The organism is Sphingomonas sp. OV641, from assembly GCF_900109205.1.
Lineage (GTDB): Bacteria > Pseudomonadota > Alphaproteobacteria > Sphingomonadales > Sphingomonadaceae > Sphingomonas.
Map to the genome: position 1 here is coordinate 238,058 of NZ_FNZB01000003.1, position 26,917 is coordinate 264,974.

The 26,917-nt window shown below is 64.9% G+C and carries 27 protein-coding genes; 11 read left to right on the forward strand and 16 right to left on the reverse strand.

Annotated elements, in window-relative coordinates:
• Window positions 1–64 precede the first annotated feature (64 nt).
• Window positions 65–2,029, forward strand: a complete 1,965-nt coding sequence (ftsH, locus tag BMX36_RS15085; protein WP_066782115.1) for an ATP-dependent zinc metalloprotease FtsH — start codon at window positions 65–67, stop codon at window positions 2,027–2,029.
• Between the two features lie 327 nt (window positions 2,030–2,356).
• On the opposite strand, the gene BMX36_RS15090 is transcribed toward ftsH, so the two are convergent.
• From BMX36_RS15090 to BMX36_RS15105, 4 genes are all read right to left on the reverse strand, one after another.
• Window positions 2,357–3,466, reverse strand: a complete 1,110-nt coding sequence (locus tag BMX36_RS15090) for a DUF3667 domain-containing protein (protein ID WP_093066725.1) — start codon at window positions 3,464–3,466, stop codon at window positions 2,357–2,359.
• A gap of 66 nt (window positions 3,467–3,532) precedes the next feature.
• A complete protein-coding gene (locus tag BMX36_RS15095) occupies window positions 3,533–4,774 on the reverse strand; it encodes a cytochrome P450 (protein ID WP_093067009.1) in 1,242 nt (413 codons plus the stop codon).
• Between the two features lie 52 nt (window positions 4,775–4,826).
• The gene (locus BMX36_RS15100) at window positions 4,827–6,086 is read right to left on the reverse strand and encodes an ABC transporter permease (RefSeq protein WP_093066727.1); all 1,260 of its coding nucleotides are present in this window, start codon (window positions 6,084–6,086) and stop codon (window positions 4,827–4,829) included.
• The gene (locus BMX36_RS15105; protein ID WP_256210835.1) at window positions 6,083–7,006 is read right to left on the reverse strand and encodes an ABC transporter ATP-binding protein; all 924 of its coding nucleotides are present in this window, start codon (window positions 7,004–7,006) and stop codon (window positions 6,083–6,085) included. Before BMX36_RS15105 ends, BMX36_RS15100 begins: the two co-directional genes overlap by 4 nt.
• A 264-nt stretch (window positions 7,007–7,270) precedes the next feature.
• Here BMX36_RS15105 and BMX36_RS15110 point away from each other — a divergent pair, with 264 nt between their 5' ends.
• On the forward strand, window positions 7,271–7,468 hold the full coding sequence (locus BMX36_RS15110) for a hypothetical protein (protein ID WP_093066729.1): 198 nt from the start codon (window positions 7,271–7,273) through the stop codon (window positions 7,466–7,468).
• A 31-nt stretch (window positions 7,469–7,499) separates the two neighbouring features.
• Here the strand turns inward: BMX36_RS15110 and BMX36_RS15115 are convergent, their stop codons facing one another.
• Both BMX36_RS15115 and BMX36_RS15120 read right to left on the reverse strand, forming a co-directional pair.
• Complete coding sequence (locus BMX36_RS15115) at window positions 7,500–7,865, reverse strand: hypothetical protein (RefSeq protein ID WP_093066731.1); 366 nt, start codon at window positions 7,863–7,865, stop codon at window positions 7,500–7,502.
• Window positions 7,862–8,530 (reverse strand): EI24 domain-containing protein, encoded by a 669-nt coding sequence (locus BMX36_RS15120; RefSeq protein WP_093066733.1) that lies wholly within the window; start codon window positions 8,528–8,530, stop codon window positions 7,862–7,864. The genes BMX36_RS15115 and BMX36_RS15120 overlap by 4 nt, the downstream gene beginning before the upstream one ends.
• A gap of 100 nt (window positions 8,531–8,630) precedes the next feature.
• Between BMX36_RS15120 and BMX36_RS15125 the strand changes: the two genes are divergently transcribed.
• Complete coding sequence (locus BMX36_RS15125; protein ID WP_093066735.1) at window positions 8,631–9,623, forward strand: adenosine kinase; 993 nt, start codon at window positions 8,631–8,633, stop codon at window positions 9,621–9,623.
• 210 nt (window positions 9,624–9,833) lie between these two features.
• On the opposite strand, the gene BMX36_RS15130 is transcribed toward BMX36_RS15125, so the two are convergent.
• The 4 genes from BMX36_RS15130 to BMX36_RS15145 form a co-directional block, all read right to left on the reverse strand.
• Complete coding sequence (locus BMX36_RS15130; protein WP_093066737.1) at window positions 9,834–10,145, reverse strand: hypothetical protein; 312 nt, start codon at window positions 10,143–10,145, stop codon at window positions 9,834–9,836.
• Complete coding sequence (locus BMX36_RS15135; protein ID WP_093066739.1) at window positions 10,142–11,470, reverse strand: M20 metallopeptidase family protein; 1,329 nt, start codon at window positions 11,468–11,470, stop codon at window positions 10,142–10,144. The genes BMX36_RS15130 and BMX36_RS15135 overlap by 4 nt, the downstream gene beginning before the upstream one ends.
• 190 nt (window positions 11,471–11,660) lie before the next feature.
• The gene (locus tag BMX36_RS15140) at window positions 11,661–12,482 is read right to left on the reverse strand and encodes a ferredoxin--NADP reductase (protein WP_066782107.1); all 822 of its coding nucleotides are present in this window, start codon (window positions 12,480–12,482) and stop codon (window positions 11,661–11,663) included.
• Window positions 12,479–12,901 carry a hypothetical protein gene (locus BMX36_RS15145; protein ID WP_093066741.1) on the reverse strand — a complete coding sequence of 141 codons (423 nt, stop codon included), beginning with the start codon at window positions 12,899–12,901 and terminating at the stop codon, window positions 12,479–12,481. Before BMX36_RS15145 ends, BMX36_RS15140 begins: the two co-directional genes overlap by 4 nt.
• 95 nt (window positions 12,902–12,996) lie before the next feature.
• Here BMX36_RS15145 and uvrB point away from each other — a divergent pair, with 95 nt between their 5' ends.
• On the forward strand, window positions 12,997–15,186 hold the full coding sequence (uvrB, locus tag BMX36_RS15150) for an excinuclease ABC subunit UvrB (protein ID WP_093066743.1): 2,190 nt from the start codon (window positions 12,997–12,999) through the stop codon (window positions 15,184–15,186).
• 75 nt (window positions 15,187–15,261) lie between these two features.
• On the opposite strand, the gene BMX36_RS15155 is transcribed toward uvrB, so the two are convergent.
• Window positions 15,262–15,636, reverse strand: a complete 375-nt coding sequence (locus BMX36_RS15155; RefSeq protein ID WP_093066745.1) for a PRC-barrel domain-containing protein — start codon at window positions 15,634–15,636, stop codon at window positions 15,262–15,264.
• 86 nt (window positions 15,637–15,722) lie between these two features.
• On the opposite strand from BMX36_RS15155, the gene BMX36_RS15160 reads away from it, so the two are divergent.
• Together BMX36_RS15160 and BMX36_RS15165 are read left to right on the forward strand one after the other, a co-directional pair.
• Window positions 15,723–16,265, forward strand: coding sequence for a hypothetical protein (locus BMX36_RS15160; protein WP_093066747.1), 543 nt, complete (start codon window positions 15,723–15,725; stop codon window positions 16,263–16,265).
• A 458-nt stretch (window positions 16,266–16,723) separates the two neighbouring features.
• Entirely contained in the window at window positions 16,724–17,368 is a 645-nt protein-coding gene (locus tag BMX36_RS15165) for a peptidylprolyl isomerase (RefSeq protein WP_093066749.1), read from the forward strand.
• Between the two features lie 163 nt (window positions 17,369–17,531).
• Here the strand turns inward: BMX36_RS15165 and BMX36_RS21750 are convergent, their stop codons facing one another.
• On the reverse strand, window positions 17,532–17,699 hold the full coding sequence (locus BMX36_RS21750; RefSeq protein WP_177179169.1) for a hypothetical protein: 168 nt from the start codon (window positions 17,697–17,699) through the stop codon (window positions 17,532–17,534).
• Between the two features lie 316 nt (window positions 17,700–18,015).
• On the opposite strand from BMX36_RS21750, the gene BMX36_RS15170 reads away from it, so the two are divergent.
• Window positions 18,016–19,251, forward strand: coding sequence for a dipeptidase (locus BMX36_RS15170; RefSeq protein ID WP_093066751.1), 1,236 nt, complete (start codon window positions 18,016–18,018; stop codon window positions 19,249–19,251).
• Between the two features lie 91 nt (window positions 19,252–19,342).
• On the opposite strand, the gene BMX36_RS15175 is transcribed toward BMX36_RS15170, so the two are convergent.
• The 3 genes from BMX36_RS15175 to BMX36_RS15185 form a co-directional block, all read right to left on the reverse strand.
• The gene (locus BMX36_RS15175; protein WP_093066753.1) at window positions 19,343–20,347 is read right to left on the reverse strand and encodes a histone deacetylase family protein; all 1,005 of its coding nucleotides are present in this window, start codon (window positions 20,345–20,347) and stop codon (window positions 19,343–19,345) included.
• A gap of 110 nt (window positions 20,348–20,457) precedes the next feature.
• Entirely contained in the window at window positions 20,458–21,048 is a 591-nt protein-coding gene (locus BMX36_RS15180) for an SOS response-associated peptidase family protein (RefSeq protein ID WP_093066755.1), read from the reverse strand.
• A gap of 72 nt (window positions 21,049–21,120) precedes the next feature.
• Complete coding sequence (locus tag BMX36_RS15185) at window positions 21,121–22,695, reverse strand: lysine--tRNA ligase (protein WP_093066757.1); 1,575 nt, start codon at window positions 22,693–22,695, stop codon at window positions 21,121–21,123.
• Window positions 22,696–22,746: 51 nt separating this feature from the next.
• Here BMX36_RS15185 and BMX36_RS15190 point away from each other — a divergent pair, with 51 nt between their 5' ends.
• Entirely contained in the window at window positions 22,747–23,268 is a 522-nt protein-coding gene (locus BMX36_RS15190; protein WP_093067013.1) for a sterol desaturase family protein, read from the forward strand.
• A gap of 100 nt (window positions 23,269–23,368) precedes the next feature.
• Window positions 23,369–23,620 (forward strand): PilZ domain-containing protein, encoded by a 252-nt coding sequence (locus tag BMX36_RS15195; protein WP_231731744.1) that lies wholly within the window; start codon window positions 23,369–23,371, stop codon window positions 23,618–23,620.
• A 120-nt stretch (window positions 23,621–23,740) separates the two neighbouring features.
• Here BMX36_RS15195 and BMX36_RS15200 read toward each other — a convergent pair whose 3' ends face one another.
• Entirely contained in the window at window positions 23,741–24,676 is a 936-nt protein-coding gene (locus BMX36_RS15200) for a ribose-phosphate pyrophosphokinase (protein WP_066777381.1), read from the reverse strand.
• A gap of 117 nt (window positions 24,677–24,793) precedes the next feature.
• On the opposite strand from BMX36_RS15200, the gene gltX reads away from it, so the two are divergent.
• Both gltX and BMX36_RS22175 read left to right on the forward strand, forming a co-directional pair.
• Window positions 24,794–26,122: a glutamate--tRNA ligase gene (gene gltX, locus BMX36_RS15205; RefSeq protein WP_093066759.1), complete on the forward strand. Its 1,329-nt coding sequence runs from the start codon at window positions 24,794–24,796 to the stop codon at window positions 26,120–26,122.
• A gap of 127 nt (window positions 26,123–26,249) precedes the next feature.
• Window positions 26,250–26,909 carry an energy transducer TonB gene (locus BMX36_RS22175; protein ID WP_256210836.1) on the forward strand — a complete coding sequence of 220 codons (660 nt, stop codon included), beginning with the start codon at window positions 26,250–26,252 and terminating at the stop codon, window positions 26,907–26,909.
• The last annotated feature ends 8 nt before the right edge of the window (window positions 26,910–26,917 follow it).

Genomic DNA, 26,917 nt, shown 5'->3' on the forward strand with positions numbered 1-26,917 from the left:
TCGGCGGCCGTTCCGTTGCGATTAACGTCAGCTAGCCTACATTGTGGCTGTTGAAAGGTATCGCATGAACGACAACGACAAGCAGTCCGGCGACAATGGCGGCAATGGCCCCAATCCGTGGATGAAGAGCCTCCTGATCTGGGTGGGCATTCTCCTGTCGCTGGCAATCGTCGTGACGATGTTCGACGGCCGCACTGGCGCCGCAACAGGCAATTCGATTGCCTATTCCGCCTTCCTCGACAAGGTGGACGAGGGCACGGTGAAGGACGTGACGATCTCGCGCGAGCAGATCACCGGCACGCTTTCCAGTGGTGACAAATTCCGGACCGATCCGGTTTCCGATCCGCAGCTGACCGATCGCCTGCGCAAGGCCGGCGTGGAGATTTCGGGCAAGCGCGACGAGGGGCCGTCGATCTGGCAATATATGCTCGTCCAGGCGCTGCCGTTCCTGTTGTTCCTGGGCATTGCCTTTTTCGTCGTGCGCCAGATGCAGAAGGGCGGCGGCGCGGGCGGTGCGATGGGCTTCGGCAAGAGCCGCGCGAAGATGCTGACGCAAAAGGAAGGCAAGGTCACCTTTGCCGACGTCGCGGGCATTGACGAAGCGCGCGAGGAGCTGGAGGAAATCGTCGAGTTCCTAAAGGACCCGTCGAAGTTCGCGCGCCTTGGCGGCAAGATCCCGAAGGGCGCGCTGCTGGTCGGTTCGCCGGGCACCGGCAAGACTTTGCTCGCCCGCGCGATCGCAGGTGAGGCTGGCGTGCCGTTCTTCACCATTTCGGGTTCGGACTTCGTGGAGATGTTCGTCGGCGTCGGCGCGAGCCGTGTGCGCGACATGTTCGAGCAGGCCAAGAAGAGCGCGCCGTGCATCGTCTTTATCGACGAGATCGACGCCGTCGGCCGGCATCGCGGCGCGGGCCTTGGCAACGGCAATGACGAGCGCGAGCAGACGCTGAACCAGCTGCTGGTCGAGATGGACGGTTTTGAGGCCAACGAGGGCATCATCATCATCGCGGCAACCAACCGCCCCGACGTGCTTGACCCCGCGTTGTTGCGTCCGGGCCGCTTCGACCGCCAGGTCGTCGTGCCGCGGCCGGACATCGAGGGTCGGGTGAAGATCCTCGAAGTCCACATGAAGAAGGTGCCGCTGGCGCCCGACGTCGACAGCCGCACCATTGCGCGTGGAACCCCGGGCTTCTCGGGCGCCGATCTCGCCAATCTCGTCAACGAGGCGGCGCTGATGGCGGCGCGCAAGTCCAAGCGGCTTGTCGCAATGGCGGAGTTTGAAGAGGCGAAGGACAAGGTCATGATGGGCGCCGAGCGGCGCTCCATGGTGATGACCGAGGACGAGAAGCGGATGACCGCTTATCATGAGGCTGGTCACGCGATCGTCGCGCTGCACGAGCCGGCGTCCGACCCGATCCACAAGGCGACGATCATCCCGCGCGGACGTGCGCTGGGCATGGTGATGCGCCTGCCGGAGCGCGACAGCTACAGCTATCACCGCGACAAGATGTACGCGAACCTGGCGGTGGCGATGGGTGGGCGCGTCGCGGAAGAGATCATCTTCGGCTACGACAAGGTCTCATCGGGCGCGAGCGGCGACATCCAATATGCCACGGGTCTGGCCCGCGACATGGTGACGAAATGGGGCATGTCGGACAAGGTGGGTCCGGTGGACTATGCCCAGCCCGAGGGGGAAAGCTTCCTTGGCTATTCCTCGTCGCAGCCGACGCACATGTCGAACGAGACGGCGCAGCTGATCGATCATGAGATCAAGACGATCGTCGAGGGTGGCTTGGCGCGCGCCAAGACGGTGCTGACCGAGCATAACGACCAGCTTCACCTGCTCGCCGAGGCGCTGCTTGAATATGAGACGCTGTCGGGTGATGAGATTAAGAAGCTGATCGCTGGTGAAGGTATCGGCCGGACTGACCAGCCGAAGAAGGTGTCGATCCCCACGGTGGGCACGTCGATCCCGAAGACGCGGCGTCCGCAGGGCCCGTTCGGCAACCCCTCGCCTGCGGGGGCGTAAACCCCCTTACACATTGGTAGGTCTGCAAAGCGGGATCCCGACGTAAAGTCGGGGTCCCGCTCTTGTTTGTGACGGGCCCGTCTGGACCTTGGGTCGACATAGTCGGCTTAGTGGTGGCCGCGGTTTCCCGAAGCGTGATGCCCTCACCAGCCGTCCAGCCTTAGGCCTTGGTCGTCGATCGTGATGCTTGTCATGTCGAAGGACAAGCTGTCGCCCGTGCCGCCGGATGGCTACGATAGCCTGCGGCTACCGTTCAGGCTTGCCTTCTTGAGCCCGGTTTTCACGTCCCGTGCGTTCAAGCCGCCGGTCAGGTGAGCCGTGACTTGCTCAGGCAAGGCCGAGGTACAGGAGGATCAGGGCGAAGGCGGGGATGATGGCGCTGTGGATCAGCGTGACCAACAGCCCGGTACGGATCAGCGCGCTGGTGCGCCCGAGCATGTAGGTGCCCTTCAACTGGCGATAGATGTGGAACGGCGGGATGATCAGCGCCGCGGTGATCACGACCAAGATCGGCAGACCCAGCGCGTGCAACACCGCCAGAACGATCGTCAGCAGCGACATGAAGGTCAGCGAATAGGTGGTGAACACCGCGTGATCGTAGAGCCCGAAGCGCCGGTTGAACGGGAACAGCAGCCACAGGAACGGGATCGAGATTGGAATCAGCGCCCAGCTATATTTGTACGCTGAGGTCTTGAGCTTGTAGAGCAGGAGCTTCGGGTTCTCCTTGGCCTGCCGGAACTTGGCATCGAGCCAGTTGGTGCTGCTCGCGGACGGCGCGCCGGCCACGTCGAAGGTAGAGGGCACGGGCAGCATCCGTTCGGCCTCCGCGAGATCGGATCGCGCCTTGCTCGCGACCGTTAGTCGCTTCTCCAGCCGTGTGATGCGTTTGGCGTCTGGGTCCGGATCGCGGCGTTCTTCCGCCAGTTCGCGGGTGTAATTGGCCACCTGCGCATCGGCGCGAACCCGTTCCTCGGTCAACTTCGCGCGCGCTTCGGCCATGCCGCCGGTGATGCCCGACTTGAGGAAATCCCCATCGCCGAAGCCCCAGCCGGGCAGGTTTGCGACGATCGCGAACATCAGAAAGACGGTGAACAGGAAGATGGCGAGCGGCGAAACGAAGCGGGCGCGCTCGCCATCGATGTAGCGGCGCGTGAGGTCGCCGGGGCGCGTCACCAGCATGGGGAAGGTGCGCCAGGCCTTGCCCTCGAAATGGAATACCGCGTGGCCAATATCGTGCAGGATCGCGCCGGCCGTGCCATGCACATGGCCGGCCTGGCCGCAGGCATGACAATGCGAGCCGATCAGTTGCGTGCCGCAATTGAGGCAAGCGGTGGGATGATCGTGCGCGGCATGAGTCTCACCCGCGCCCTTCTCGGCCGCGCGGCCGAACAGCCCGCCCGTGACAATATCGGCGCTCGCCTCGATTCCGTCCGCCATTCCGCCCTCCGCCACGGAGCATAGGAGCGTCGCATTTCACGTGGCAAGACGTGTTCGGCGCACCGTTCAGTAGCGGCTGAGCTCCACCGGCAGCTTGCGATAACCATGGACGAAGCAGGCCGACACTCGTTCGGGCGCGCCGACCACGTTCACCCGCATCCGGCGCTTCGCCATTTCTTCCAGCAATATGCCGATCTGAAGTTCGGCCAAGCGGGCGCCGACGCAGCGATGGATACCGTGGCCGAAGGCGAGGTGGCGGCGGGCGTTGGGCCGGTCGACAATCAGCTTATCCGCATCGTCGCCGAACACGCTCTCGTCGCGATTGCCGGAAATGTACCACATGGCCAGCTTGTCACCGGCCCTGATCTGCTGACCCATCAACTCGGTATCCTGCGTCGCGGTGCGGCGCATATGGGCGAGCGGCGTCTGCCAGCGGATGATTTCGCTGACCGCGTTCGGGATGAGCGATGTATCCGCCTCCAGCTTCGCGCGCTGATCGGGATATTTGTCCAGACCATAGGCCAGCCCGGACATGGTGTTACGGGTCGTATCGTTGCCGCCGACGATCAGCAGGATGAGGTTCCCGAGGAACTCATTGTCGTCCATCTCCCGCATGGCATCGGAGTGGATCATCATGCTGATCAGGTCGGGCTGCAGAGGCTTGTCCAGCTTTTCATTCCAAAGCCGGCGGAAATAGGATCCGCATTCATACATGTGCATCAGGCGCTGCTGACGCAGATCCTCGTTCTTGATGATCTCGATATCGCCGGCCCAGTCGGACCAGAAGGTGAGCTTGCGACGATCCTCCCACGGGAAGTCGAACAGGATGGCCAGCATCTGCGTGGTCAATTCGATTGAAACGGTATCGACCCAGTCGAACTGCTCCCCCCAGGGAAGCGTGTCGAGCACCTCCTCCGTCCGGCGGCGGATGTCGGACGACAGACGCGTCATTTCCGATGGCGTGAACGCGGGCGCGACCGTGCGCCGCTGCGCGGTGTGCACCGGGCGATCACGCGCGATGAACATCGGCATCCGCACGGCATTGGGATCATCCACGTCGAAATTGGCGATCGTGATCCCGCCCGCCTCGGAGGAGTAAAGATCGGGCAGCGATTCCACTTCGACGATCGGCTTGTACGACGAGACCGACCAATAGGGGCCGAATTCGGAATCCGGCACATAGTGAACAGGCGCCTCGGCCCGCAGCCGGGCGAACGGCTCTCGCCATGTGTCATCCCGATAGAGTTCGGGCCTGCTGACATCAAAGGGGTCAACCGCTTCGGACACATCCCTGGCAAGGGTCGCCATCATCTCTCTCCCGAGTCTTATGGGACAAGGAAGAACTTCACTGACAATCTTGTCAATACGGCAGTGCGCGGCCCGCCTTGCCTATGCGCCCGAACAGCTTCTTCCAGGCCCCGGCCGGGCTGCCCGACTGGAGGACGCCGCGGCGGAAGAGGCGAGCGCCTACGGCAATGAAGATCGCCACCCACAATATCTGCCATGCCAGCGCAGCGAGATGCGGCCAAAGCACCGACGAATTCGCAGCCCGGCCGGCCATGGCGAACGGAGACGAAAGCGGAAAGATCTCGGCGACCAGCGCCAACGTGCTGCCCGGGTTCGATGCGGCGGCAGAGGCGAGGCCAAACATCGCCACCTGGAGGATCGTGATAGGAAGCGAGAGCATCTGGATTTCACGCATGGTGGATGCTTGCGCACCGACGCCGAGGAAGACCGAGCCCAGCAGCAGGTAAGCGGTCGTGAAATAACAGGCGAAGAGCAGCGCGAAGGGGCCGAATCCGACCGCTGGCGCCAGGCCGGCCAGCCCGCTGTTGGCGGGCAGGAAAAGGCCGATCTGGCTGACCACCAATCCCCAGAAGCCGACGAACAGCACGGCTACGCCGAACATGCCGAGCAGCTTGCCAAGGAAAACGCTTTCCAGCGGCACCGCCGCGGCAAGCACCTCGATCACCTTGTTGTTCCGTTCTTCCGCCATGGTGCCGACCACCTGACCGGACAGGAAGAGGGTCAGGAAGAAGATGCCGAAGACCGCCGCGAAGGCGGCCGTGTTGCGGCCGCCCAGGCTGGGCGCCTCCCGCGCCGTGCGCGTGAAGAGTGGACGGCCGGGCGGCAGCGGCCCCGCCGCGGTGATGCGCATCGCTTGATCGGACAAAGCGGCAAGGTAGCGGGCGTCCCTCCGGCTCTGGCCGAAAAGGATGTGCGGAGCCTGCAATGGGCCGACCATCACCGCCACCACGTCCACGTCGGACGTGTTCAATGCGGCGCGCGCCTGCCCGGCCGGGTCTCCGTGCGGCGCTCGCACCTCCAGCGCGGGCGGCTGAATCTCGCCGGGGAACAACGCGCGAAGCTGCCGGTCGGCGGCGATCAGCGCCTCGGCCTCGCGGGGCGGGGCGATGGCGACGAGCCGCTCACGCTCCGCCGAGCCGGCCGACACGGATGCGGCGCCAAGCCCGCCGATCGCGCCGAACGAACCCATGATCACCGGCGCAAACAGGAAAAGAAGAAAAATGGGGGTGAACACCGTGGCGGTGAAGTCCCGCCGCGCGATGGTGAATGTCTGGCGAAGGCGTCGCCGCAGATTGCCAGCGCTGGTGCTCATGCCGTGCGCTCCAGCGCTGCCTGGCCGACGATGCGGACGAATGCCTCGTGCAAGCCGGGGCGCTCGATCGACAGGCCCGAAATGCCGAAGCCCGCGTCGATCAATCGTTTCAGCAGCGCCTCGATCCCATCACGCGGCAATTCGAAGCGCCATCCGCCGCCTTCTTCGCGGGCGTCGGGCGGGAGGTGATCGCGCAAGCCGGGTTGCGGAAAGTGCGGCACGTAATGAACCTGCTGCGGCAAGGTGCCGCGCGCCTCCGCAACCGTGCCCTCAAAGCGGCGCTTGCCGCCCGCAATGATCGCCAGCCGATCGCACAGGCGCTGAGCATGGGCCATGACATGGGTGGAAAAGAGCACGGTCGCACCACGATCCCGCTCCGCCAGGATGAGCGCTTCGAGCCGTTCCTGATTGACCGGGTCCAGGCCGGAGAACGGCTCGTCCAGCACCAGGAGATCAGGCCGATGGACCACTGAGCCGAGGAGCTGGACGAGCTGTGCCATCCCCTTCGACAGCTTACGGATCTTGTCGTCGGCGGCATGGCCGAGCCCGGCTTGAGTGAGCAACGTGTCGGCGCGGGCGCGCCCTTCCTTCCATGGCAAGCCGCGAAGTGCGCCCATGAAGGCGATCGCCTCGCGTGCCTTCATCGCAGGATACAGCCCGCGCTCTTCCGGCAGGTAGCCGACGCGGTCGCTGGCGCCGCGAGGATGCTGCGAGCCGAGGAGCATGCGTTCGCCCGCGTCCGGCTCGATGATGCCCAGCAACATGCGCAGCGTGGTCGTCTTGCCGGCGCCGTTCGGGCCGAGCACGCCATAGATCATGCCATGCGGCACAATGAGGTCTATCCCGTCAACCACCCGCCTGCCGCCGAAGCGTTTCACCAGACCGCTGGCGACAATGACGGGATCTGCGCTGCTCGCCACGTCCGTTGCCCTGTGATGCGCCGGTGGGCGGCTGCCCCTGGCAAGTGAAGGCGACCACATCGCTTCGCCGCGGCCTTTCGTCACCTGCTACTGGCTCGCTGGCGCACAACACAAGTGTTTTGCGGAGCATGGCCGGGCAGGATCCGGCCTTCGTTCACACTGCTGTCACACTGCTGCAACGCAGCAAAGATTGCTTACATTCCGCATACGCCAGGACATAATCCGCTCCATATATGCTTACCCTCAATCAGAGGAGCCATGTAGATGAGCCAAGAGCCAAAGAAGTCTGAAGGGTCCACTGAAGAACCGATCTGGGCGTCCGTGTTCTTGCTGGCGTTTGGATGTGCCTTGTTGTTGTTCCTGATCGCAATCGAGCACCAGAATTGGTTCGAGCTGAAGCCGGCGACGGGTACGGCCGAGGCGATGACTTATGCCTCATCGGATCGTGGCCATAGAAGCTGACGAAATACTTGGTGGCGCCGGCGCTGGCGCGTTACTTTCCGCCTTCACGCCGGGTCAGCGCGGACACGCAGCTCGCACGATCGATCGCCCGGCCATCGGGCTGGCGCGCATCAACATAAGTGACGCGCGGCTCGGCAGTTCCCTTGGTGTACAGATAAGTGTCGAGCACGCAGATCTGGCTCTGGAACTGCAGCTTGCGCGCATTGCCTTCGCGCACGTCGGCGTCCGGCTCCCCGAACAGCCGCACCAGTCCGTTCGCATTCTGACCAATCACGCGCTCCAGCCCGACGCCGCTATAGGGGATCGGGACGGGCGCGGCGCGCTCCGGTGCGGAGCCGACCGCCGTGGCGCAGCCTGACAGGAGAATGATCGAGAACGGGGCGGCAAGGCGAATCATGAACGGCTCCGGTGGTAAACGTGCGTGGCCAATGCGGCACCGATCACCGGCGCCAGGATGTTGGCAAAGGGCGCCAGGAAGAGGATGGTGACCGCAAGGCCAAGGAGAAATCGGCGCGCCGCCGTTGCCTGACGCCAGTCGCGCATGGCTTCTGGCGGAAGATGTCGCGCCGACACCATGTCGCCCAGATCGCGACCAAGCAGCCAGGCATTGGCGGCCAGGAACAGGGCGGCGGTGCCGATGCCCGTTGCCAAAAGCACCAGGTACAAAGGCGCGAGCATCAGGTTGACGGCGATGAAGCGTCCCGCCGACGCAAGTGCCATGCGCAAGGACCGGCCGAACGGAACATCCCGCGCGGTGGAAAGGGCGGCGGGATAGTGTTCGCGCTCCACCGCGACGACGATCGTATCCGCAAACAGGCCGACGACGGCGACCGCGACAGCCCGGAACAGCAGCCACAGCGCCAGTATCGTGACAACCAGCGATGCCGCAGACGCAAGGGCACCGTGATAGGTCCAGGTGGCGAGCAGCGCATTCACGCCCCACCACACGCCCGCACCAAGAAGCACGAAAAGCGCGAACGTCACGGCCAGGCTTTTCGCCAGCACGCCCAGAACCGCGCGATCCCCGAGTTGTGCGATGCTGAGGACAAACGCAGTAAACATCGCGCGGCGGAATGCGCGCGTGCGCGCAGTTGCGCAAGGCGGGCGTGGCAATTACGGCCGCGCGCAACCCTCACCCTGTCCGGGATCGGAGCCTTTTCGTTTGACCCAGCCCAGCTATGACGTCGTCGCCATCGGCAATGCCATTGTCGACATCCTTTCCCCCGCCACCGACGACTTCGTCGCCGACAACGGCATGACCAAGGGCGCCATGGCGCTGGTCTTCTCGCCGGAGGAAGCCGACGCGCTTTATGCGAAGATGGGTCCGGGGCAGGAAGTGTCCGGCGGCTCGGCGGCGAACACGATTGCCGGCATGGCAGCGCTTGGCAGCAAGTGCGCCTTTATCGGCCAGGTGGCGGACGACCAGCTCGGCACCGTTTTCGCGCATGACATCCGCGCCGCGGGCATCCGTTTCGACACGGAGGCGCGCGCTGGCAGTCCGACCACGGGTCGCTGCCTGATTTTCGTGACGCCGGACGGCCAGCGCACGATGAACACCTTCCTTGGCGCGTCGCACTATCTGCCGGCCGAGGCGCTGGACCGGGACCTGATCGCGGGAGCAAAATATCTGTACCTCGAAGGGTATCTCTGGGATCCCGAAGAGCCCCGCGCGGCAATGCGCGCCGCGATCGAGGTGGCGCGCGCTGCCGGCCGCAAGGTGGCTTTCACGCTTTCTGCGGAATTCGTGATCGACCGGCATCGCGACGCCTTCCACCAACTGATCGATGCCGGCCTGATCGACGTGCTCTTCGCCAACGAAGCGGAGATCGTGTCGCTGACGGAAGCGGCCGATACGGAAGCGGCGATCGCCGCGGTAAAGGCCAAGGTGCCGCTGCTGGTGGTGACCATGAGCGAGCAGGGCGCCTGCGCGATCGCCGGTGACGAGCGAGTCACCGTGCCCGCAGCGCCGGTCGACAAGGTGGTCGATACCACGGGGGCGGGCGATCTGTTCGCCGCTGGCTTCCTGCACGGGCAGGCGCAGGGCTGGGGACTGGAGCGCTCGCTTCGCCTGGGCGCGGTCTGCGCCGCCGAAGTCATCAGCCACTTTGGCGCGCGGCCGATCGCCGACTTGAAGGCGCTGGCGGCCGAAGTCTGAAACTCACTCCGCCATCCCGGCCTCGGCCGGGATGGCGGCGGTTGTGGCGCAATCGAAGCGTCTCGCGGAGGGCGGGCCAACTGTGGTCCCGCAATGAATGAAGGCGGTTGGTGAAGCGGTCGGTGCTGCCGCCTCATCACCCCCGCCAGAGCCGCGCTCCGGATGACGTGAACGAGACGGCCCAGGATCGCGCGGGCAGGAAAGGCGGCGTCAGTCGCCGCAATTGGCCTGCCACTGCGCGTCCATCGCGGCATCAGTATCGAGCTGCGAGGCGAGGGTTACCTTGCCGCCTTTGACGATGAAGCGTTCATAGCCGGTCCGCCCCATGCCGACACTGGCGTTCACTTCGCCGCAGACTGCTTCCCCATGCGCCGCCACGCCCTTGAACTGGGCGGTTTCGGGAAGCTTCAGCTGTTGCCGCACGGTTTCCGTCCCGGCACGCACGCGTTCGACCTCCACCGGATCGGGGCCGACGTCGCAGCCGGCGAGCGCCAGCGCGGCCAGTATCACCCGCCGCTTCATTCCGCGGCACCCGGCTTTAGCAGCTCCAGCGCCGCCGCGGTCATCGCGGTCGCGCCAGTGACGACCACCGGTTCCGGCGTGATCTTGAATAGCGGCGAGTGATGCGAGGCAACTGCAGGGCCGCCGTTACGCGCGGCATCAAGCGCCGCCTTGGGCGTGCCGCCGACGGCGAAGTAATAGCCTTTCACGCCCGTGTCTGGCTGTACGAAATAGGCGAAATCCTCGGCGCCCATGCCCATCTGTTCAAACGGCACGACGTTCGCCGTGCCAAGCGTATTCACCATCACGGCGTTCAGCCGTCGGGCGAGCGGCGTATTGTTGATCGTCGTCGGCGTGCCTTCGATCACCGTCACCTTGGGCATCTTGTCCTTTGGCATGCCGTTCATCACGCCGACGCCTTCGGCCACGCGCTTGATCCCGTTGACGAGCTGCGCCCGCGTGCCTTCATCATTGGCGCGCACAGTGACCTGAAGCTTCGCCTCGTCGGTGATGATGTTGTGCTTCAGCCCGGAATGAAACGAGCCGACGGTGATAACGCCGGGTAGCAGCGGCGCGCGCTCGCGGCTAATCAGGCCCTGCAGCGCGATCACGATCTGCGAGCCCATGTAGACGGGATCCTTGCCGGTGTTCGGGCTGGCACCATGCGCACCGACGCCCGGCACCACGATGTCGATCGAATCGGATGAGGAATATTGGATGGTTTCGCTCGCCGCGACCTTGCCGGCCTCCATGCTGGCATCGACGTGATAGGCAAGCGCGTAATCGGGCTTGGGAAAGCGCGTGAAGAGACCGTCGGCGATCATCGCCTTTGCGCCGCCGATCCGCTCCTCCGCAGGTTGCCCGATGAAGACGATCGTGCCCTGCCACCGGTCCTTCATCGCCGCCAGCCGCCGTGCCGTGGCAATCAGGCCGACAATGTGGGTGTCGTGCCCGCAGGCGTGCATCACCGGCGCTTCCACTCCATCCACGCCGACCTGACGCACCGTGGAGGCATTCGGCAGGCCGGACTTTTCCTGGACCGGCAGGCCATCCATATCGGCGCGGATCAGCACGGTGGGGCCAGCGCCATTCTTCAGCACGCCAACGATGCCGGTCTGGCCGACCTTCTCCGTCACCTGCATGCCGGGGATCTTGCGCAGCTCCGCGGCGATGGCGGCGGCGGTCTTCACCTCACGAAACGACAGTTCGGGATTGCGGTGGAACTGATCCCACAATTTCCCGAGATCGCGGTCCCAATCGGTCTGGATCTGCGCCTGATAGTCAGGCGCCGCCGCCACGGGCGTGGCGACGGCGGCGAGAAGTGCGGCAACAACGATACGGCGCATGCGAATCCCCCTTTGTTGCGCGCAGCATAGCTGGCGAGACGCCGGGGTGAAGGGTGATCGCGTGGTCATGCGCGATGCAGCCAACTCGGCGCAGGCCGGGGCCCAGGCGGGGAGGCGATGGTGGCGAATGCTGTGCGCCGTAAGCTTCGCCTTCCCAACTGGGCCCCGGGCTTCGCCGGAGTGGTCAGGATCAGTCGACGAAGGCGCGCTCAATCACGAACTGGCCGGGGTTGGCGTTGGAGCCTTCGACCAGGCCGGCGGCTTCCAGCAGACCGGCCGTCTCGCGGATCATCGCGGTGGAGCCGCAGAGCATCACGCGGTCGGTTTCCGGATCGAACTTGGCCGGGCCGGTGACGGGGGCGGCGAACAGGCGGCCGTCGGCGATCAGATCGGTGATGCGGCCCTTGCGCTCGAAATCCTCGCGCGTCACGGTCGGGATATAGTGAAGCTGCTCCTGCGCATGTTCGCCGACCAGCGGATCGTCGGCGAGGCGGGCGGTCAGCTCCTCGCGGAAGGCGAGGTCGTCGACACGGCGGGTGCCGTGGACGACAATCACTTGGTTGAAGCGTTCATACACTTCCGGATCGCGCGCCAGGCTGAGGAACGGCGCGAGGCCGGTGCCGGTGGACAGCAGCCACAGCCGCTCACCGCCAAGCAACGCGTCGCACACCAGCGTGCCGGTCGGCTTCTTGCCCATGTAAAGCTGGTCGCCGGGCTGAATCGCCTGCAGACGGCCGGTCAATGGGCCGTCCTGCACCTTGATCGACAGGAATTCGAGCTCGTCGGAATAGGAGGGACTGGCGATCGAATAAGCGCGCATCACCGGCTTGGGATCGTCATTCTCGCCCGGCAGACCGATCATGATGAACTCGCCCGAGCGGAAGCGCAGCGCGGCGGGACGATCCACCGCGAAACTGAACAGATGTTCATTCCAGTGGCGCACCCATTTCACGTTGACCGTCAGAAAGGCCTTGTGGTCAGGGATCAACTTCGGTTCTGCAAGCACGGTCAACGATCTCGCTCCTCGATGACGTTCTGCGCAAGATGCAGCGCCACCCATTCAACGGCAGTCGTCAAACCCGCGACCGCCTCTTCGGTTACCAATGTCGCCGCTATGCGCCGCACCCGATCGGGCGCGCCGGACAGTGCAACCTCGAACAAAGCCAACACGCGAGCCTCGTCCTCAAGCACAGCCAGCCCACCGCGCTGCCCGAAGCGTAGCGTGGTGAGCGCATGGCGATCCAGCGTGCCCATCGCGACGGCAAAGTCCCGCAGCGCGCCTTCGACGTGCAGGTAGGTGAAGCCGGGCGCGAGTGCAACGCACGGGCACTGACCGGCCCGGCTTCGCTGCACCCACAGCCGCATCGACGCGACGACGAATCGATACGGCTCGTCAATCTCCCACAAGGCGCGGTCGAGGAAGCGGTACATGGAGCTTCTCCTGTGCGAATGCCTCGCAATAGCGGTGAAAGCCAGGATAGGTCAACGCCCTTCCGCCGGGCACCGGCGCGCCCCATATCGGAGGCATGGCGATCCAGATCCGCACCACGCTTGCTGAGCCCGAGACGGGCGAGAACTTTGTTCCCCACCGCCCGCAGCGCCCTGAGAAAGTAGAGGGTGGGCGGCCGTTCAAGCTGGTGTCCGACTATCAACCGGCCGGCGATCAGCCGACCGCTATTGCGGAGCTTGTCGCGGCGGCGAAAGCGGGCGAGAAAGATCAGGTGCTGCTCGGCGTCACGGGCTCGGGCAAGACCTTCACCATGGCCAAAGTGATCGAGGAAATGCAGCGCCCGGCGTTGATCCTGGCGCCAAACAAGATCCTCGCGGCGCAGCTCTACGGCGAGTTCAAGTCATTCTTTCCCGAGAATGCCGTAGAATATTTTGTCAGCTATTATGACTATTATCAGCCCGAGGCGTACGTCCCCCGGTCGGACACGTACATCGAAAAGGAAAGCTCGGTGAACGAGGCGATCGACCGGATGCGCCACTCGGCCACCCGCTCGCTGCTGGAGCGCGACGACGTGCTGATCGTCGCCTCGGTGTCGTGCCTCTACGGCATCGGATCGGTCGAGACGTACTCGGCGATGATCTTCGACCTGAAGAAAGGCCAGAGCGTCGACCAGCGCGAGATCGTCCGCAAGCTCGTGGCGCTGCAATACAAGCGCAACGACGCGGCGTTCGCGCGCGGCAATTTCCGGGTGAAGGGGGACAATCTGGAGATCTTCCCGTCCCACCTCGAGGATGCGGCGTGGCGGATCAGCTTCTTCGGCGACGATATCGAGGAGATCGTCGAGTTCGATCCGCTGACCGGCAAGAAGGCGGCGAGCATGAACTCGGTGCGCATCTACGCCAACTCGCACTATGTCACGCCCGGGCCGACGATGAAGCAGGCGACCGAGGCGATCCGCCACGAGCTGACCGAACGGCTCAAGGAGCTGGAGGCGGAGGGCAAGCTGCTGGAGCATCAGCGGCTGGAGCAGCGTACCAATTTCGACCTGGAGATGATCGCGGCGACGGGCAGCTGCAACGGCATCGAGAATTACAGCCGCTTCCTCACCGGCCGCCTGCCGGGCGAACCGCCGCCCACCTTGTTCGAGTATCTGCCCGAGAACGCTTTGCTGTTCGTCGACGAGAGCCACCAGACGGTGCCGCAGATTGGCGCGATGGCGCGCGGCGACCATCGGCGGAAGATCACGCTGGCCGAATATGGCTTCCGCCTGCCGAGCTGCATCGACAATCGCCCGCTGCGCTTCAACGAATGGGATGCGATGCGCCCGCAGACCGTCAGCGTCTCGGCGACGCCGGGCGGCTGGGAGATGGAGCAGACCGGCGGCGTCTTCTCCGAACAGGTGATCCGCCCCACTGGCCTCATCGACCCGCCCGTCGAGATCAAGCCGGTCGAGGAACAGGTGCAGGATTGCATTGTCGAGTGCCGCAAGACCGCTGAGCTTGGTTATCGCACGCTCGTCACCACGCTGACCAAGCGGATGGCGGAGGATCTGACCGAATATATGCACGAGGCGGGCGTGAAGGTCCGCTACATGCACTCCGACGTTGAGACGCTGGAGCGCATCGAGCTGATCCGCGACCTGCGGCTAGGCGTGTACGACGTGCTGATCGGCATCAACCTGCTGCGCGAGGGGCTGGATATCCCCGAATGCGGGCTGGTGTGCATCATGGACGCGGACAAGGAGGGCTTCCTGCGCTCCGAGACGTCGCTGATCCAGACGATCGGCCGCGCCGCGCGCAACGTGGACGGGCGGGTGATCCTCTACGCCGATCGCATCACCGGCTCGATGGAGCGGGCGATGAACGAGACCGCGCGCCGCCGCGAGAAGCAGGAGGAATATAACCGCGAGCACGGCATCACGCCGATGACGGTGCGCAAGAACATCGGCGACATCATTGCGCATGTCTCCTCGCAGGATCAGGTCACCGTGCCGATCGATGACGAGCGCCCGCACATGGTCGGCCACAATCTGCGCGCGTATATCGAGGAGTTGGAGAAGAAGATGCGCAAGGCCGCGTCCGATCTCGAATTCGAGGAAGCCGGCCGCCTGCGCGACGAGATCCGCAATCTGGAGCAAGAGGAGCTTGGCTTGCCCGTGCACGAGCAGAAGGCGCCGCTGATGGGCCGCAGCAACGAGGGCAAGCCGGGCACGCGAAAGACGCGCTTCGGGAAACAGCAGCAGATGCGGATGGGGAAGCGGCGGTAAGCACCGCTTACCGGTTCCGCATCGCCAACAAGCGGCCGGGGAGGCCGTATGCACTCTCCCGGCGATGCGGACGCTCTATCGCAGCGTCAGATCCTCGCCGCCGACGCCGTAGTAACTAGCCACGCGATCGGCATAGGCCTGATCGAAGTGGGGCGCATTGTTGGCCCAGCTCGGACCCCCTTCCAGCATGCGGCGATCGATCGTCACGACATAAAGGTCGCGAACTGAATCGAACTGCAGGAGCGAGAAGGGCAGCGGGTAATAACTTTTGCCCATTCCCAGGAAGCCGCCGAGGCTGAGCACCGCGTGCGTCGCCCGGCCACTGACCTTGTGCACGAGGAAGGCGTGAACCGTGCCGATCTTGTCGCCGTCGCGGCTTTCGAGCCTGACAGTAGCCGACAAGGCGGCTTCGATCAGCGCCAAGGTGGTCTGGGTTTCGTTGCTGGTCATCTCTGTCTCCCTGCCACGCTGAACCGCTCTTGCCGTGCGCTGGTTCCGGTTGAGCCGTGCGGCACAGAGGGGCTAGAACTTGCCCGATGCGCCATTCGCTTTCCCCCGCCGCCCTGCTTGCGCCTGCCCTGCTGGCCCTGACCGTCGGGGGGTGCGTGCCGCCCGCCGCTGCTCCCGCTCCGCCACCTCCGCCGCCGCGCCCGGCACCAGCCCCGGCGCCGACGCCGGCCCCGCTTGCGGGAGACTGGCGCGATTGGCCGCTGACGCCGGGCACATGGCGCTATGGTCGGGACGGGCGCGGAAGCAGGGCGACGTTCGGCGCGGACGGCGGTGGGGCGCGGCTGACCCTCCGCTGCGACACCGCCTCACGCGCCATGCTGCTGTCACGCTCCGGCCAATCGCGGCAACCGCTGACCGTGCGAACGACCAGCACCACTCGCGCGGTGCCCGTGCGGCAGAGCGCCGGGCAGGCAGCCGAGGTCGAGGCGAGCCTGCCGGCGCGGGATCCCTTGCTTGATGCCATGGCGTTCAGCCGCGGACGGTTCGTGATCGAACAGCCGGGCGCCCCAACCCTCGTGGTGCCCGCTTATGCCGAGATCGGAAGGGTGATCGAGGATTGCCGCGCCTGATCGGCGGCAAGGCGGAAGAGAATCGTTCAAAACCGGTCATAAAACAAGGCTTGTTTCGCGATCGCACTACACGCACATTGCTCTCGTGGCCGGTCAGGCCACGCTCGTTATCAACCAGCGAAAGGAGGTGATCCGATGTCTCATGGTTCAGCAATGGGGTCGGTTCAGTTCGTTCGGGGGACGCGCTTCTGAAGATGTAGTGGTTCGGCGGGAGGTATCCTCCTCCAGTCAACGCCGAACCCTGTAGATTTCAGAGGCCCGCATGGTCTCCCGGGCTGGAGCTCTCCGGCCGCTGACCATGTTTAGGGGTTGTCGGACGGTCCTGCAGGATCGTTCGGCAACCTCTTCTCATATCTGGCGCATAACAAGCGCCTTCAGGCGACGTTGCGCGCCGCCGGCTTGGCAGGGCCCTTTCAGGGAGTGGCGCGGCGCTGACGAGCAGGGTAATTTGCCGTGCGATGCCTTTGCTCTTCTTGATTGCCGCCCTGCTTGCAGCCCTCCCCGTCCAGGCCCAGCGCGCGGATCGACCGACACCCGGCTATGTTCGCGTTCGTCTGGAGACCGCGCTTGGCGTGATCGTGCTGGCGCTGGATGCGAAGCGGGCGCCCGCCACCACGGCCAATTTCATGAAATATGTCGACGACGGTCGTTTTGACGGGATTAGCTTTTACCGGGTCGCCCGCCAGAAGCAGGCGCCGCAATTCGGGTTTGTTCAATCCGGCATCCGCACGGACGCGCGGCGCTTCCTTGACATGATCCCGCACGAATCGACGAAGAAGACCGGGATCAAGCATCTCGATATGACGATCTCCATGGCGCGCCGCGGACCGCCGGGCTCAGCCAATGGCAATTGGTTCATCGCGGTCGGGCCGATGCCGTGGATGGACTGGAAGCCCGACAATCCCGGCTATGCCGCTTTTGGCAGGGTGGTTGCAGGGCAGGCCGTGGTGAAGCGCATTCTGGCGCAGCCGACCGGCGGCGCGATGAACGGGACGCTGTTGCTGAAGCCGGTGTACGTCAAGCGGGCGATACGGCTGAACGGCAAGTCCAAACCAACCGGCCGTCCGCGACCATGGCTGCTCGAAGGTCGCAAGGACGGCTGATCGCGCCGCGCAGTGCCGTACCGCGGATTGCCGGCCAGCGGCGCCGTGCGCGGCCCGTCAGAACGCGGGCGAATCAATCAGCGGCATATGCGCGCGAGAGATGATCTGACGGCAGATGCGGCGGAAAGGCCGGGCGGCGATGACGAAGCGAGGGCGGCGGCGGTCACGTGATTGACGGGGAAGTGGCGTTCGCCTCGTCATTGTACACCTTGTCGAGGTAATAACCGGCCAAGGTGTAATGCGCCTTCACCGCTTCGGGCACCTCGGTACGCTGGGCCATTTCAAGCTCGGACTCGGCGCGCTTATAGTAATATTCCTTATCGTCGTTCACCGAAATCACTCCATCTCCCGTCCCGATGCATAGGCGCCGGGCAGAAGTCATCAAATCAACTGGATTAACTCTTCAAGATCCGATGCTTGCGAGCAGCGATAGACTGCACTTCGCGCGCGATATACCCAATCCGTATCGCTCTTTTTGCCTCCCCAAAACAATTCGGCCCCGGCGCGACAAACGACGGGGCTCGGTTGACGCTTGCGCCCGCAACGGGTTTGCAAGACGTTCATGTTGCTCGGTTTCACGCGAGCTTGGATCACAACCCGCGGTTTGCCGGTAAGTTCCTCGGCGCGCCGTGCCTCCCGGAGCTGCCATGTCATTGTTCGCCGTCCTGCTTGCCGCCCAGGCTGCCGCTGCGCCTGCACCCGTCGTTCCTGCGCGCATCACGCGACTGCTGGAGCGGACGCCGGTGATCGACGGACACAATGACCTCGCCTGGGAGATCCGCGAGCGGCACGACGGAAAGGTGGAGGACGTCGATCTGACGCGGGATACGGCGGCGCTTCCCTATCCCCTGCAGACGGATATCCCACGGCTTCGGCAAGGCGGCGTGGGTGGGCAATTCTGGTCCGTCTGGATCCCCGCCGCCGTGACGGGTCCGCGCGCCGTGGAAATGACGCTTGAGCAGATCGACGTCGTCCGCCGGGTCGTGGCGGCCAATCCGGGCAGTTTCACGCTGGTGAAGACCGCCGCCGATGTGCGGAGGGCGCAACAGGCGGGCAAGATCGCGTCAATGATCGGGATCGAGGGCGGGCATCAGATCGATGGCCGATTGTCCGTGCTGCGCCAGATGAAGGAGCTGGGCGTCGGTTACATGACGCTGACGCATGGCAAGAGCATCGATTGGGCAGACTCCTCCACCGATGCACCGCGCGCCAACGGGCTGAGCGCTTTCGGCCGCGACGTGGTCGCCGAGATGAACCGCATCGGCATGATCATCGATGTCAGCCACGTGGCGGATACGACCATGGCTGCGGTGCTTGACCTGTCGAAGGCGCCGGTGATCGCCTCCCATTCCTCCGCGCGGGCGATCGCGAATGTGCCGCGCAACATTCCGGACGATCTGCTGCGGCGGATCGGCGCAGCGGGCGGGGTGGTGATGGTGAACGTCTACCCGGCCTTCCTGTCGACCGAATGGCGCGCGTGGGATCAGGCGCGTACTGCGTTCGGCAAGGCGCAGGGGCTGGCGACCGACGTCTACGGCGCCAAGGCACCCGCGCCGCTGATCGCCTGGGACGCAGCGCACCCAATGCCGCGCGTGACGGCAGCCACGGTGGCGGATCACGTCGAGCATATCGCCCGGATCGCGGGTAAGGGCGCCGTGGGTATCGGCGGCGACTATGACGGCATTGGCGGTACCGCGCCGGAGGACATGGGCGGCGTCGATGGCTATCCGCGGCTGTTCGCAGAGCTGGCGCGGCGCGGATGGAGCGATGGCGACTTGGCCAAGCTGGCGCAGGGCAATGTCCTGCGTGTGATGGAGCAGGTCGAGGCGGTAGCAGCCAACCAGCGCAACCTGCGGCCGGTCGACGCGATCGAACCCGACTGATCAGGAGCGCGGGATCCGGACTGCGGCTGGCGACGCAGTCCGGATGTGAGGAGCGGGTCGCCTTGGCGCCCGGCCTGCGGCGTGCCCCGGTTCAGAAACCGCTCAGCAGGCTGGCGACATTGGCGCCCAGCGCGTCCACCGCGTAGCCGCCCTCCATGACGATAATGGTTGGTAGCCCGAGGCCCGCGATGTCGCGCGCGAGCGTGGCATAATCCGGCGTTCTCAGGGCAAAGTGGCTGATCGGGTCACCCTCCCAAGTGTCGGCGCCGAAGCTCAGCACCAGGAGCGTCGCCCCAAACGTGGTGATCGCATCCAGCGCCTGCGCCTGGGCGGCGCGAAACGCATCGATTGTTGTTCCGTGGGGCAGTGGCAGGTTCAGCGTGGCGCCTGTGCCGTCGCCTTCGCCGGCCTCATCGGCGTGACCCCAGTAGAAGGGATAATCGGTCGCCGGATCGGCATGGACGCTGGCGTAGAACACGTCGCCGCGTTCCCAGAAGATGTCCTGCGTGCCGTTGCCGTGGTGATAGTCGATGTCGAGGATCGCGACGCGCGCGTGCCCGGCGTCCCGCGCCGCCTGAGCGGCGATCGCCGCGACGTTGAGGTGGCAATAGCCCCCGCAATAATCGGCCCCGGCATGGTGGCCAGGCGGCCGACACAGGGCAAAGGCAGCACGTTCCCCGGCCAGCACCGCATGGGTCGCGGCCAGCGCGGACTGTGCGCTTCCATAAGCGCTGTTCCAGGTCGCCGGCGTAATCGGTGTGGTCGCGTCGAAGGCGTAACGGCCCATCAGCGCGTCGATCCGCTCCAGCCGCAAGGGACGGCGTCCGACGATCGGAAAGGCATAAGGGATCGGATCACTCGGTCGCCCGGCCGCAGCCCAGGCAGCAGGCGCTTCCTTCAGAAAGCGAACGTAATCCGTGTCGTGCACCGCGTGAATTGGCGCTTCGCCGTGGTCCGGCGGTGTGTCCGCGCCGCCGATCGCATGAAGGATCCTTTCGGCGCGTGCGGGTATCTCGGCATAGGGCGTGAAGGCACCGTTGTGCAGCTCCAGGGCAGGGGCATGCGCCAGTTGATCGGGAGAGAAGAAGCGCTTCATCAAACCTTGTCCTCGCGTAGAAGATCAGCGTGAGTGCCGAGGTGCGGCGGTGTTGATCACACGGCATGCCGTGTCGCGTAGGCCATTGCCACGGACCTACGCATGGCTGGCTATCGCGCCGGCTCCACCATTAAACTGCCGGCGGGCAGCGGCCGGCACAGATCGCGTGACGGGATGTCGGGATCGAGCCAGGCGGCCCAGTCGCTGCGCCCAAGCACCACCACCTGCCGCGAGTGATAGGGCTGAATATCCGGCCCGGGCTCGCACGTCAGCATGGTGAACGCCTCGCCCACCTCCGCATCCCTGCGCCACAGGCCCGCAATGCAGAACCAGCCATGGTCGACCAGACGGAACGCCCATTTATCCTTGCGCTTCGCCTTTGGATCGGCAGGCCTGGTGAACTCGTAAAAGGCGTCAACGGGTATCAGGCATCGCCCGCGGCGCAGATCACGGCCGTCCGAACGATAATTGTAGATCGGTCGACCGCCGGTTCCGGGCCAGCTCCAGCGCCGGGTGACGCACTCCGCCTGATCTCCCCGCTCATCGACCCCGCGAATGATGATGGTGGGATCGGTGATCCGAAAGCCGTCGAGCGGCGCCATGTTGGGCACGCCTTCGGGGAAGACGAGCGGGATTCGCGTCTCGCCCCAATCGTTGCGCAATTCACCGATGGCGATGCGGCGGGCGGCCTCGTTGCACATGCGCCGGAGGGTAACCGATCGGCATGACTGGCGCCAACCTCCCGCGAGGGAAGTGGCGCCAGCTCTCCACCGCTACTGTGCGGCGAGCGCCTCGGCGATCAGACGGCGGGTGTTCGCCACGCCATACAGCCTGATGAAGCTTCCCATGCGCGGACCCTGGCTGGAGCCCAGCAGGGTTTCGTACAACGCCTTGAACCAGTCGCGCAGCTCGCCGAAGCCGCCGGTCTTGCCGATCTCGTATACCGCGTTCTGGATGTCCTCGGCCGTTGCCTCCTCGCCCAGCGAGGCGAGATCCGCGTCCAGCCGCTGCAACGCTTCCACCTCAACTCCCTCCGGTGCACGGCGCCTCAGCGTGGGGGCGATGAAATCGCGGTGATAAGCAAGGGCATAGCCGATCATGCGATCAAGCTCCGGGTGCGCGGCCGCGCTCGCATCGGGGAGGTAGTTGCCGAGATACCCCCAGACCTGCTCCTTGGAGGCACCTTCGCCCATCACGCCGACGAGGTTCAGCAACAGGCCGAAGGTAACGGGCAGCGTTTCTGGCGGCACCTTTCCGCCGTGGATGTGGTGGACGGGGTTGCCGAGCCGCTCCTTCCAGCCCTGCGCCGGGTAGTTCGCGCGGAACTGCCAGTAATCGTCCACCGCACGCGGGATAAGGCCGAGGTGAAGCGACTTCGCCTTCTTGGGCTCGCGATAGATGTAGAATGCGAGGCTCTCGTCGGGGCCGTAGGTCAGCCATTCCTCGATCGAAAGCCCGTTGCCCTTCGACTTGGAGATCTTCTCGCCCTTGGCGTCCAGGAACAGCTCGTAGATCAGCCCCTCCGGTCGCCGACCGCCGAGCACCTGCGCGATCTTGCCGCCGAGCACGCCTGAATCAATCAGGTCCTTGCCGTACATCTCATAATCGACGCCAAGCGCGGCCCAGCGCATGCCCCAATCGGGCTTCCACTGCAGCTTGGCCTTGCCGCCCAGTATCGACTGTTCGACCGTCTGGCCTTCATCGACGAAGCGAATGATCCCCGCCTCGGCGTCGACGACCTCGACCGGCACCTGGAGAACGATGCCGGATGTCGGGCTGATCGGCAGGACCGGGGAGTAGGTAGCCTGCCGCTCGGCGCGGAGCGTCGGCAGCATGACGGCCATGATCTTGTCGTAGTTGCGCAGGACGTCGCGCAGCTGCTCGTCGAAACGGCCCGAGGTGTAGTATTCGGTCGACGACGCGAATTCATATTCGAAGCCGAAGCGGTCGAGGAAGTCGCGCAGCATCGCATTGTTGTGCGCCGCGAAGCTGTCGAACTTGCCGAACGGATCGGGGATGCGCGACAAGGGCTTGCCGAGATGCTGCGCCAGCATCTCCTTGTTGGGCACGTTGTCGGGCACCTTGCGCAGCCCGTCCATGTCGTCGCTGAACGCGACGAGTCGGGTGGGGCGGCCGGTCATTTCCTCATACGCGCGGCGGACCATGGTGGTGCGCAGCACTTCCTGGAAGGTGCCGATATGCGGCAGACCCGACGGGCCATAGCCTGTTTCGAACAGCATCGGTGCCCCATCCGGCTTGCCATCCGGCCACCGCTTGAGGAGCTTGCGGGCCTCCTCATACGGCCAGGCCTTGGACTCGAGGGCGGCGGAGCGAAGTTCGTCGGTCATGATGGAGTGCGCCGTAGCGATGCGCTTGCCGGATGGCTATATGCGCAGGCCATGTCGTTCTGGACCGGCCTTTTCCTGCTTCTCCTTACCGTCGCCGGTATGGAGGGCTTCGCCTATGTCATGCACCGTTGGGTCATGCATGGGCCGGGCTGGTTCCTGCACGAGAGCCATCATCGGCCGCGGACCGGTCGGTTCGAGCTGAACGATTTATATGGCGTGATCTTCGCCATCCCATCCATCGTGCTGATCTGGGGCGCGGTGCAGGGCGGCTGGTGGGAAGGCTGGGCGTGGATTGGTGCGGGGATAGCGGCCTATGGCGCGATCTACTTCGGCTTTCACGACGTGATCGTGCATGAGCGAGTGCGTACGCGCTATCTGCCCAAGTCCAGCTACATGAAGCGCATCGTCCAGGCACACCGGCTTCATCATGTGGTGAACACGAAGGAGGGCACCGTCAGCTTCGGGTTCCTCATCGCGCCGCGGCCGGAGGAACTAAAGGCCGAGCTGAAGCGACGAGGGCGGGCTGGGGTCCGTGCGCCGGCGCGTCCAAGCGAGATGTTTGCCGAAAAGTAACCTTTCAGCGCGGATAAGGCCGGGCATGGATCACGCCATTCCGCTCCCGAGCCCGGCTGACACGGACGAAAACCGCCGCGCATTGCGCAAGGCGGTGAAGATGCGCGCTCATTTGCGCGACCGTGGCACGACCCGGTTCGAGATCGAAGTGGTCGACCTCTCGACCACGGGTTTCCGGGCGCAGACCAGCTTCACGCTCTGGCCGGGCACGACCGTGTGGCTGACGCTTCCCGGTTTGGCGGGGCTGGAGGCGGTGGTCGCGTGGCGCGACAAATATCGCTACGGCTGCGCCTTCACCAAGCCGCTGCACCCTGCCGTGTTCGACCATATCGTGGCGCTGGGCAACAGCTGACGCTCGGTCCCGATCCGCTTGCACGAAGCTTGTCGACGGGTGCGCCGATTGCCTGATTGCAGTTAGCGCGGGAGGGAAGTCAATCTTTTCGAGAGGACGACACCGCCCTCCCGCAAAACCTCAATCGAACAGCGAAGACACGCTCGACTCGTCCGCGATGCGCCGGATCGCCTCGGCGAGCAGCGGGGCGATCGTCAGGTGGCGGATGCGTCCGGCGCTGCCGATCGCTTCCTGATTGCCGATGGAATCAGTGATGACCAGTTCCCGCAGGGAAGACCCCTCGACACGCGCCACCGCGCCGCCGGACAGGACGCCATGGCTGACATAGGCGACAACGTCCTCCGCGCCCGCTTCACGCAACGCCGCCGCGGCGTTGCAGAGCGTTCCGGCGGAGTCGACGATATCGTCGATGAGGATGCAGAAGCGCCCCTCAACGTCGCCGATGATGTTCATCACTTCCGATTCGCCGGCGCGCTCGCGGCGCTTGTCGACGATCGCGAGCGGCGCATTGTGCAGGCGCTTGGCTAACGCACGGGCGCGGACCACGCCGCCGACGTCCGGCGAGACGACCATCAGGTTCTTGGAGCCGAAACGGGCCAGAATGTCCGCTGACATGACCGGTGCGGCGAACAGATTGTCCGTCGGGATGTCGAAAAAGCCCTGGATCTGGCCGGCGTGCAGGTCGACCGACAAGACGCGATCGGCGCCTGCGGTGGTGATCAGATTGGCGACGAGCTTGGCTGAAATCGGCGTGCGCGGCCCGGGCTTTCGATCCTGACGGGCGTAGCCGAAGTACGGGATCACGGCGGTGATCCGCTTTGCCGAGGCGCGCTTCAGCGCATCGATGCAGATCAGCAGCTCCATCAGATTGTCGTTGACGGGGTAGCTGGTGGACTGAAGCAGGAACACGTCCTCGCCGCGGACATTCTCCATGATCTCGACAAAGATCTCCTCGTCGGCGAATCGCCGGACGAGCGCCTCCGTCAGGGGAATCTCGAGATAGGAGGCGATGTCGCGCGCCAGCGGCAGGTTCGAGTTGCCGGTCATCAATTTCATGGTCGTCGCGCCCTTTCTGCGCGGCCCCCTTAGCGCGAACGGTCCATGTTGCAATCGTGCGACATGGATTGATGAGACAGTTTGCGGATCACGCGAGGCAAGCCTAACCGGCGCTGCATGACCGTGGTTACCCGCTTCGCCCCCTCGCCGACCGGCCGCCTGCACGTCGGAAATATTCGTGCCGCGCTCCACAATTGGATGTTCGCACGATCGCAGGGCGGGCGGTTCCTGCTGCGCATCGACGATACGGATGCCGAGCGCAGCGAGGAGCGATTCGTGGCCGCAATCCGCGATGATCTGGCTTGGCTTGGCCTGCAGCCGGATCAAAGCGTGCGACAGTCGGAGCGTTTTGGCCTGTACGAAAAGCGCTTCGATGAATTGCGCGCGGCCGGGCGAATTTATCCGGCATATGAGACCAGCCAGGAGTTGGACCTCAAGCGCAAGATCCAGCTCGGACGGGGCATGCCCCCCGTTTACGACCGCGCCGCGCTTCAGCTGACCGACGCCGATCGCAATCGCCTGGAGCAGGAGGGCGTCCGGCCGCATTGGCGCTTTCACCTGGATCATGATGCGCCGGTGGAATGGGACGATTTGGTGCGCGGCCACCAAAGGTTCGACCCGCGCACCATGAGCGATCCGGTGATCCGCCGTGCGGATGGATCATGGCTCTATATGTTGCCGTCGGCGATCGACGACATGGACATGGGCATCAGCCATGTGGTGCGCGGCGAGGATCATGTGGCCAATACCGCGTTGCAGATCCAGATGTTCGCGGCGCTCGGCAGCGCGCCGCCCAGCTTCGCGCACACCGCCCTGCTGACCGGAAGCGAGGGCAAGCTTTCCAAGCGGCTGGGCAGCCTTGGCGTCGACCAGTTGCGAGAGGCCGGGATCGAACCGCAGGCGATCCGCGCTTTGCTTGCGCGGCTGGGGACGAGCGATCCCGTCGAGCCCGTCGGCGACATGACGCCCTTGCTCGCGACCTTTGACTTCGGCCGGTTCGGACGTGCGCCGGCGCGATTCGATGAAGCCGAACTGGCGCAGCTGAGCGCGCGAATCATTCACCAGCTTCCTTATGCGGCGGTGGCGGATCGCCTGCCGGCCGGGATGACGGCCGACGCATGGGATGCGGTGAAGCCGAATCTGACGACAGTTGCCGAGGCGGCCGATTGGTGGCGCGTGATCGAGGGACCGGTGGACGCTGCCATCCCCGACGAAGACCGAGCGTTTCTGGTCGAGGCGGCCGATGCGGCGCAGGCGATCACCTGGGAGGGCGATCCCTGGCACCAGCTTGTCGGCGTGCTGAAGGAAAGGACCGGGCGGAAGGGCAAGGCGCTGTTCCTGCCGCTTCGCCTGGCGCTGACCGGGCGCGATCACGGGCCGGACATGGCGGCGCTGCTGCCGCTGATCGGCCGCGACCGGGCCATCTCGCGCCTCCAAAGCGCTTAGCGCGAAGCGGTACAACAGCGCCACGCAATCGCTTGCTCGGCAAAAGGTATGTGGTAACATCACAATACGGACTGAAGCCTTTGAAAGCTTGGGTCCGGAAGGAGAAGCATAAAACGGGAGAGGGTAGATGTACGCGAACCAGCAATATCGATCCGGCATCAATGCAGGCAGCCTGGCCGCTGCCGTCGCCGTCAATGCCGGAGTGATCGGCGCCCTGCTGTTGTCGGCTCCGGTCATCGAGGCGATCCGGCAGCGGACGGTGTTACGCGTCGAAAACATTCCGCTGGCGCCGCCCCCTCCTGAGATCATCAAGCCGGAGACGCCGCGGACGGCGGCGGAGAACAGCGTGGTGACGCCGCCAGAGCGGCCGGATACGTCCATGGCGGTGACAAGCACGGCGTCGTCCGAATTCGCGCTCCCGCCGCTTCCGCTTCCCCCGTTGCCGCCCATCGCCCCAGGCGGTGAGACAGCCACTGCCAGCGAGCCGCCTTTGCCGCCCGTGCTAGTGGACGCGCGCCCGGATCCTCGCTTTGCACGCGACATGCAGCCGGCCTATCCCGCCGGGGAGCGCCGCGCCGAGCGGGAGGGGATGGCAACCGTCCGCATCACCATCGGCACGGATGGCAGAATTGTCGCCGCCGAATGCGTGGCCGCAACCAACGAGGCGTTCTGCCGTGCCACGCGGAGCCAAGCTTTGGCGAAATGGCGCTTCCGGCCAGCAACGCGTGACGGCGTGGCGGTGGAAACGACGCGGGAGATGACCGTGCGCTTCCAGCTTGAATCCTGAGCCATGAT

Excerpts from the sequence above, each read along its gene's own strand:
- BMX36_RS15110 (WP_093066729.1), top strand. The coding sequence starts at position 7,271 with ATGAGCCAAGAGCCAAAGAAGTCTGAAGGGTCCACTGAAGAACCGATC.
- BMX36_RS15180 (WP_093066755.1), bottom strand. The coding sequence starts at position 21,048 with ATGTGCAACGAGGCCGCCCGCCGCATCGCCATCGGTGAATTGCGCAAC.
- BMX36_RS22175 (WP_256210836.1), top strand. The coding sequence starts at position 26,250 with ATGTACGCGAACCAGCAATATCGATCCGGCATCAATGCAGGCAGCCTG.
- BMX36_RS15115 (WP_093066731.1), bottom strand. The coding sequence starts at position 7,865 with ATGATTCGCCTTGCCGCCCCGTTCTCGATCATTCTCCTGTCAGGCTGC.
- BMX36_RS15120 (WP_093066733.1), bottom strand. The coding sequence starts at position 8,530 with ATGTTTACTGCGTTTGTCCTCAGCATCGCACAACTCGGGGATCGCGCG.
- BMX36_RS15195 (WP_231731744.1), top strand. The coding sequence starts at position 23,369 with ATGCGCGCTCATTTGCGCGACCGTGGCACGACCCGGTTCGAGATCGAA.
- ftsH (WP_066782115.1), top strand. The coding sequence starts at position 65 with ATGAACGACAACGACAAGCAGTCCGGCGACAATGGCGGCAATGGCCCC.
- BMX36_RS15170 (WP_093066751.1), top strand. The coding sequence starts at position 18,016 with ATGTCATTGTTCGCCGTCCTGCTTGCCGCCCAGGCTGCCGCTGCGCCT.
- BMX36_RS15190 (WP_093067013.1), top strand. The coding sequence starts at position 22,747 with ATGTCGTTCTGGACCGGCCTTTTCCTGCTTCTCCTTACCGTCGCCGGT.
- gltX (WP_093066759.1), top strand. The coding sequence starts at position 24,794 with ATGACCGTGGTTACCCGCTTCGCCCCCTCGCCGACCGGCCGCCTGCAC.
- BMX36_RS15165 (WP_093066749.1), top strand. The coding sequence starts at position 16,724 with ATGCCTTTGCTCTTCTTGATTGCCGCCCTGCTTGCAGCCCTCCCCGTC.
- BMX36_RS15185 (WP_093066757.1), bottom strand. The coding sequence starts at position 22,695 with ATGACCGACGAACTTCGCTCCGCCGCCCTCGAGTCCAAGGCCTGGCCG.
- BMX36_RS15175 (WP_093066753.1), bottom strand. The coding sequence starts at position 20,347 with ATGAAGCGCTTCTTCTCTCCCGATCAACTGGCGCATGCCCCTGCCCTG.
- BMX36_RS15145 (WP_093066741.1), bottom strand. The coding sequence starts at position 12,901 with ATGTACCGCTTCCTCGACCGCGCCTTGTGGGAGATTGACGAGCCGTAT.
- BMX36_RS15090 (WP_093066725.1), bottom strand. The coding sequence starts at position 3,466 with ATGGCGGACGGAATCGAGGCGAGCGCCGATATTGTCACGGGCGGGCTG.
- BMX36_RS15130 (WP_093066737.1), bottom strand. The coding sequence starts at position 10,145 with ATGAAGCGGCGGGTGATACTGGCCGCGCTGGCGCTCGCCGGCTGCGAC.
- BMX36_RS15160 (WP_093066747.1), top strand. The coding sequence starts at position 15,723 with ATGCGCCATTCGCTTTCCCCCGCCGCCCTGCTTGCGCCTGCCCTGCTG.
- BMX36_RS15095 (WP_093067009.1), bottom strand. The coding sequence starts at position 4,774 with ATGGCGACCCTTGCCAGGGATGTGTCCGAAGCGGTTGACCCCTTTGAT.
- BMX36_RS15135 (WP_093066739.1), bottom strand. The coding sequence starts at position 11,470 with ATGCGCCGTATCGTTGTTGCCGCACTTCTCGCCGCCGTCGCCACGCCC.
- BMX36_RS15200 (WP_066777381.1), bottom strand. The coding sequence starts at position 24,676 with ATGAAATTGATGACCGGCAACTCGAACCTGCCGCTGGCGCGCGACATC.
- BMX36_RS15100 (WP_093066727.1), bottom strand. The coding sequence starts at position 6,086 with ATGAGCACCAGCGCTGGCAATCTGCGGCGACGCCTTCGCCAGACATTC.
- BMX36_RS15155 (WP_093066745.1), bottom strand. The coding sequence starts at position 15,636 with ATGACCAGCAACGAAACCCAGACCACCTTGGCGCTGATCGAAGCCGCC.
- uvrB (WP_093066743.1), top strand. The coding sequence starts at position 12,997 with ATGGCGATCCAGATCCGCACCACGCTTGCTGAGCCCGAGACGGGCGAG.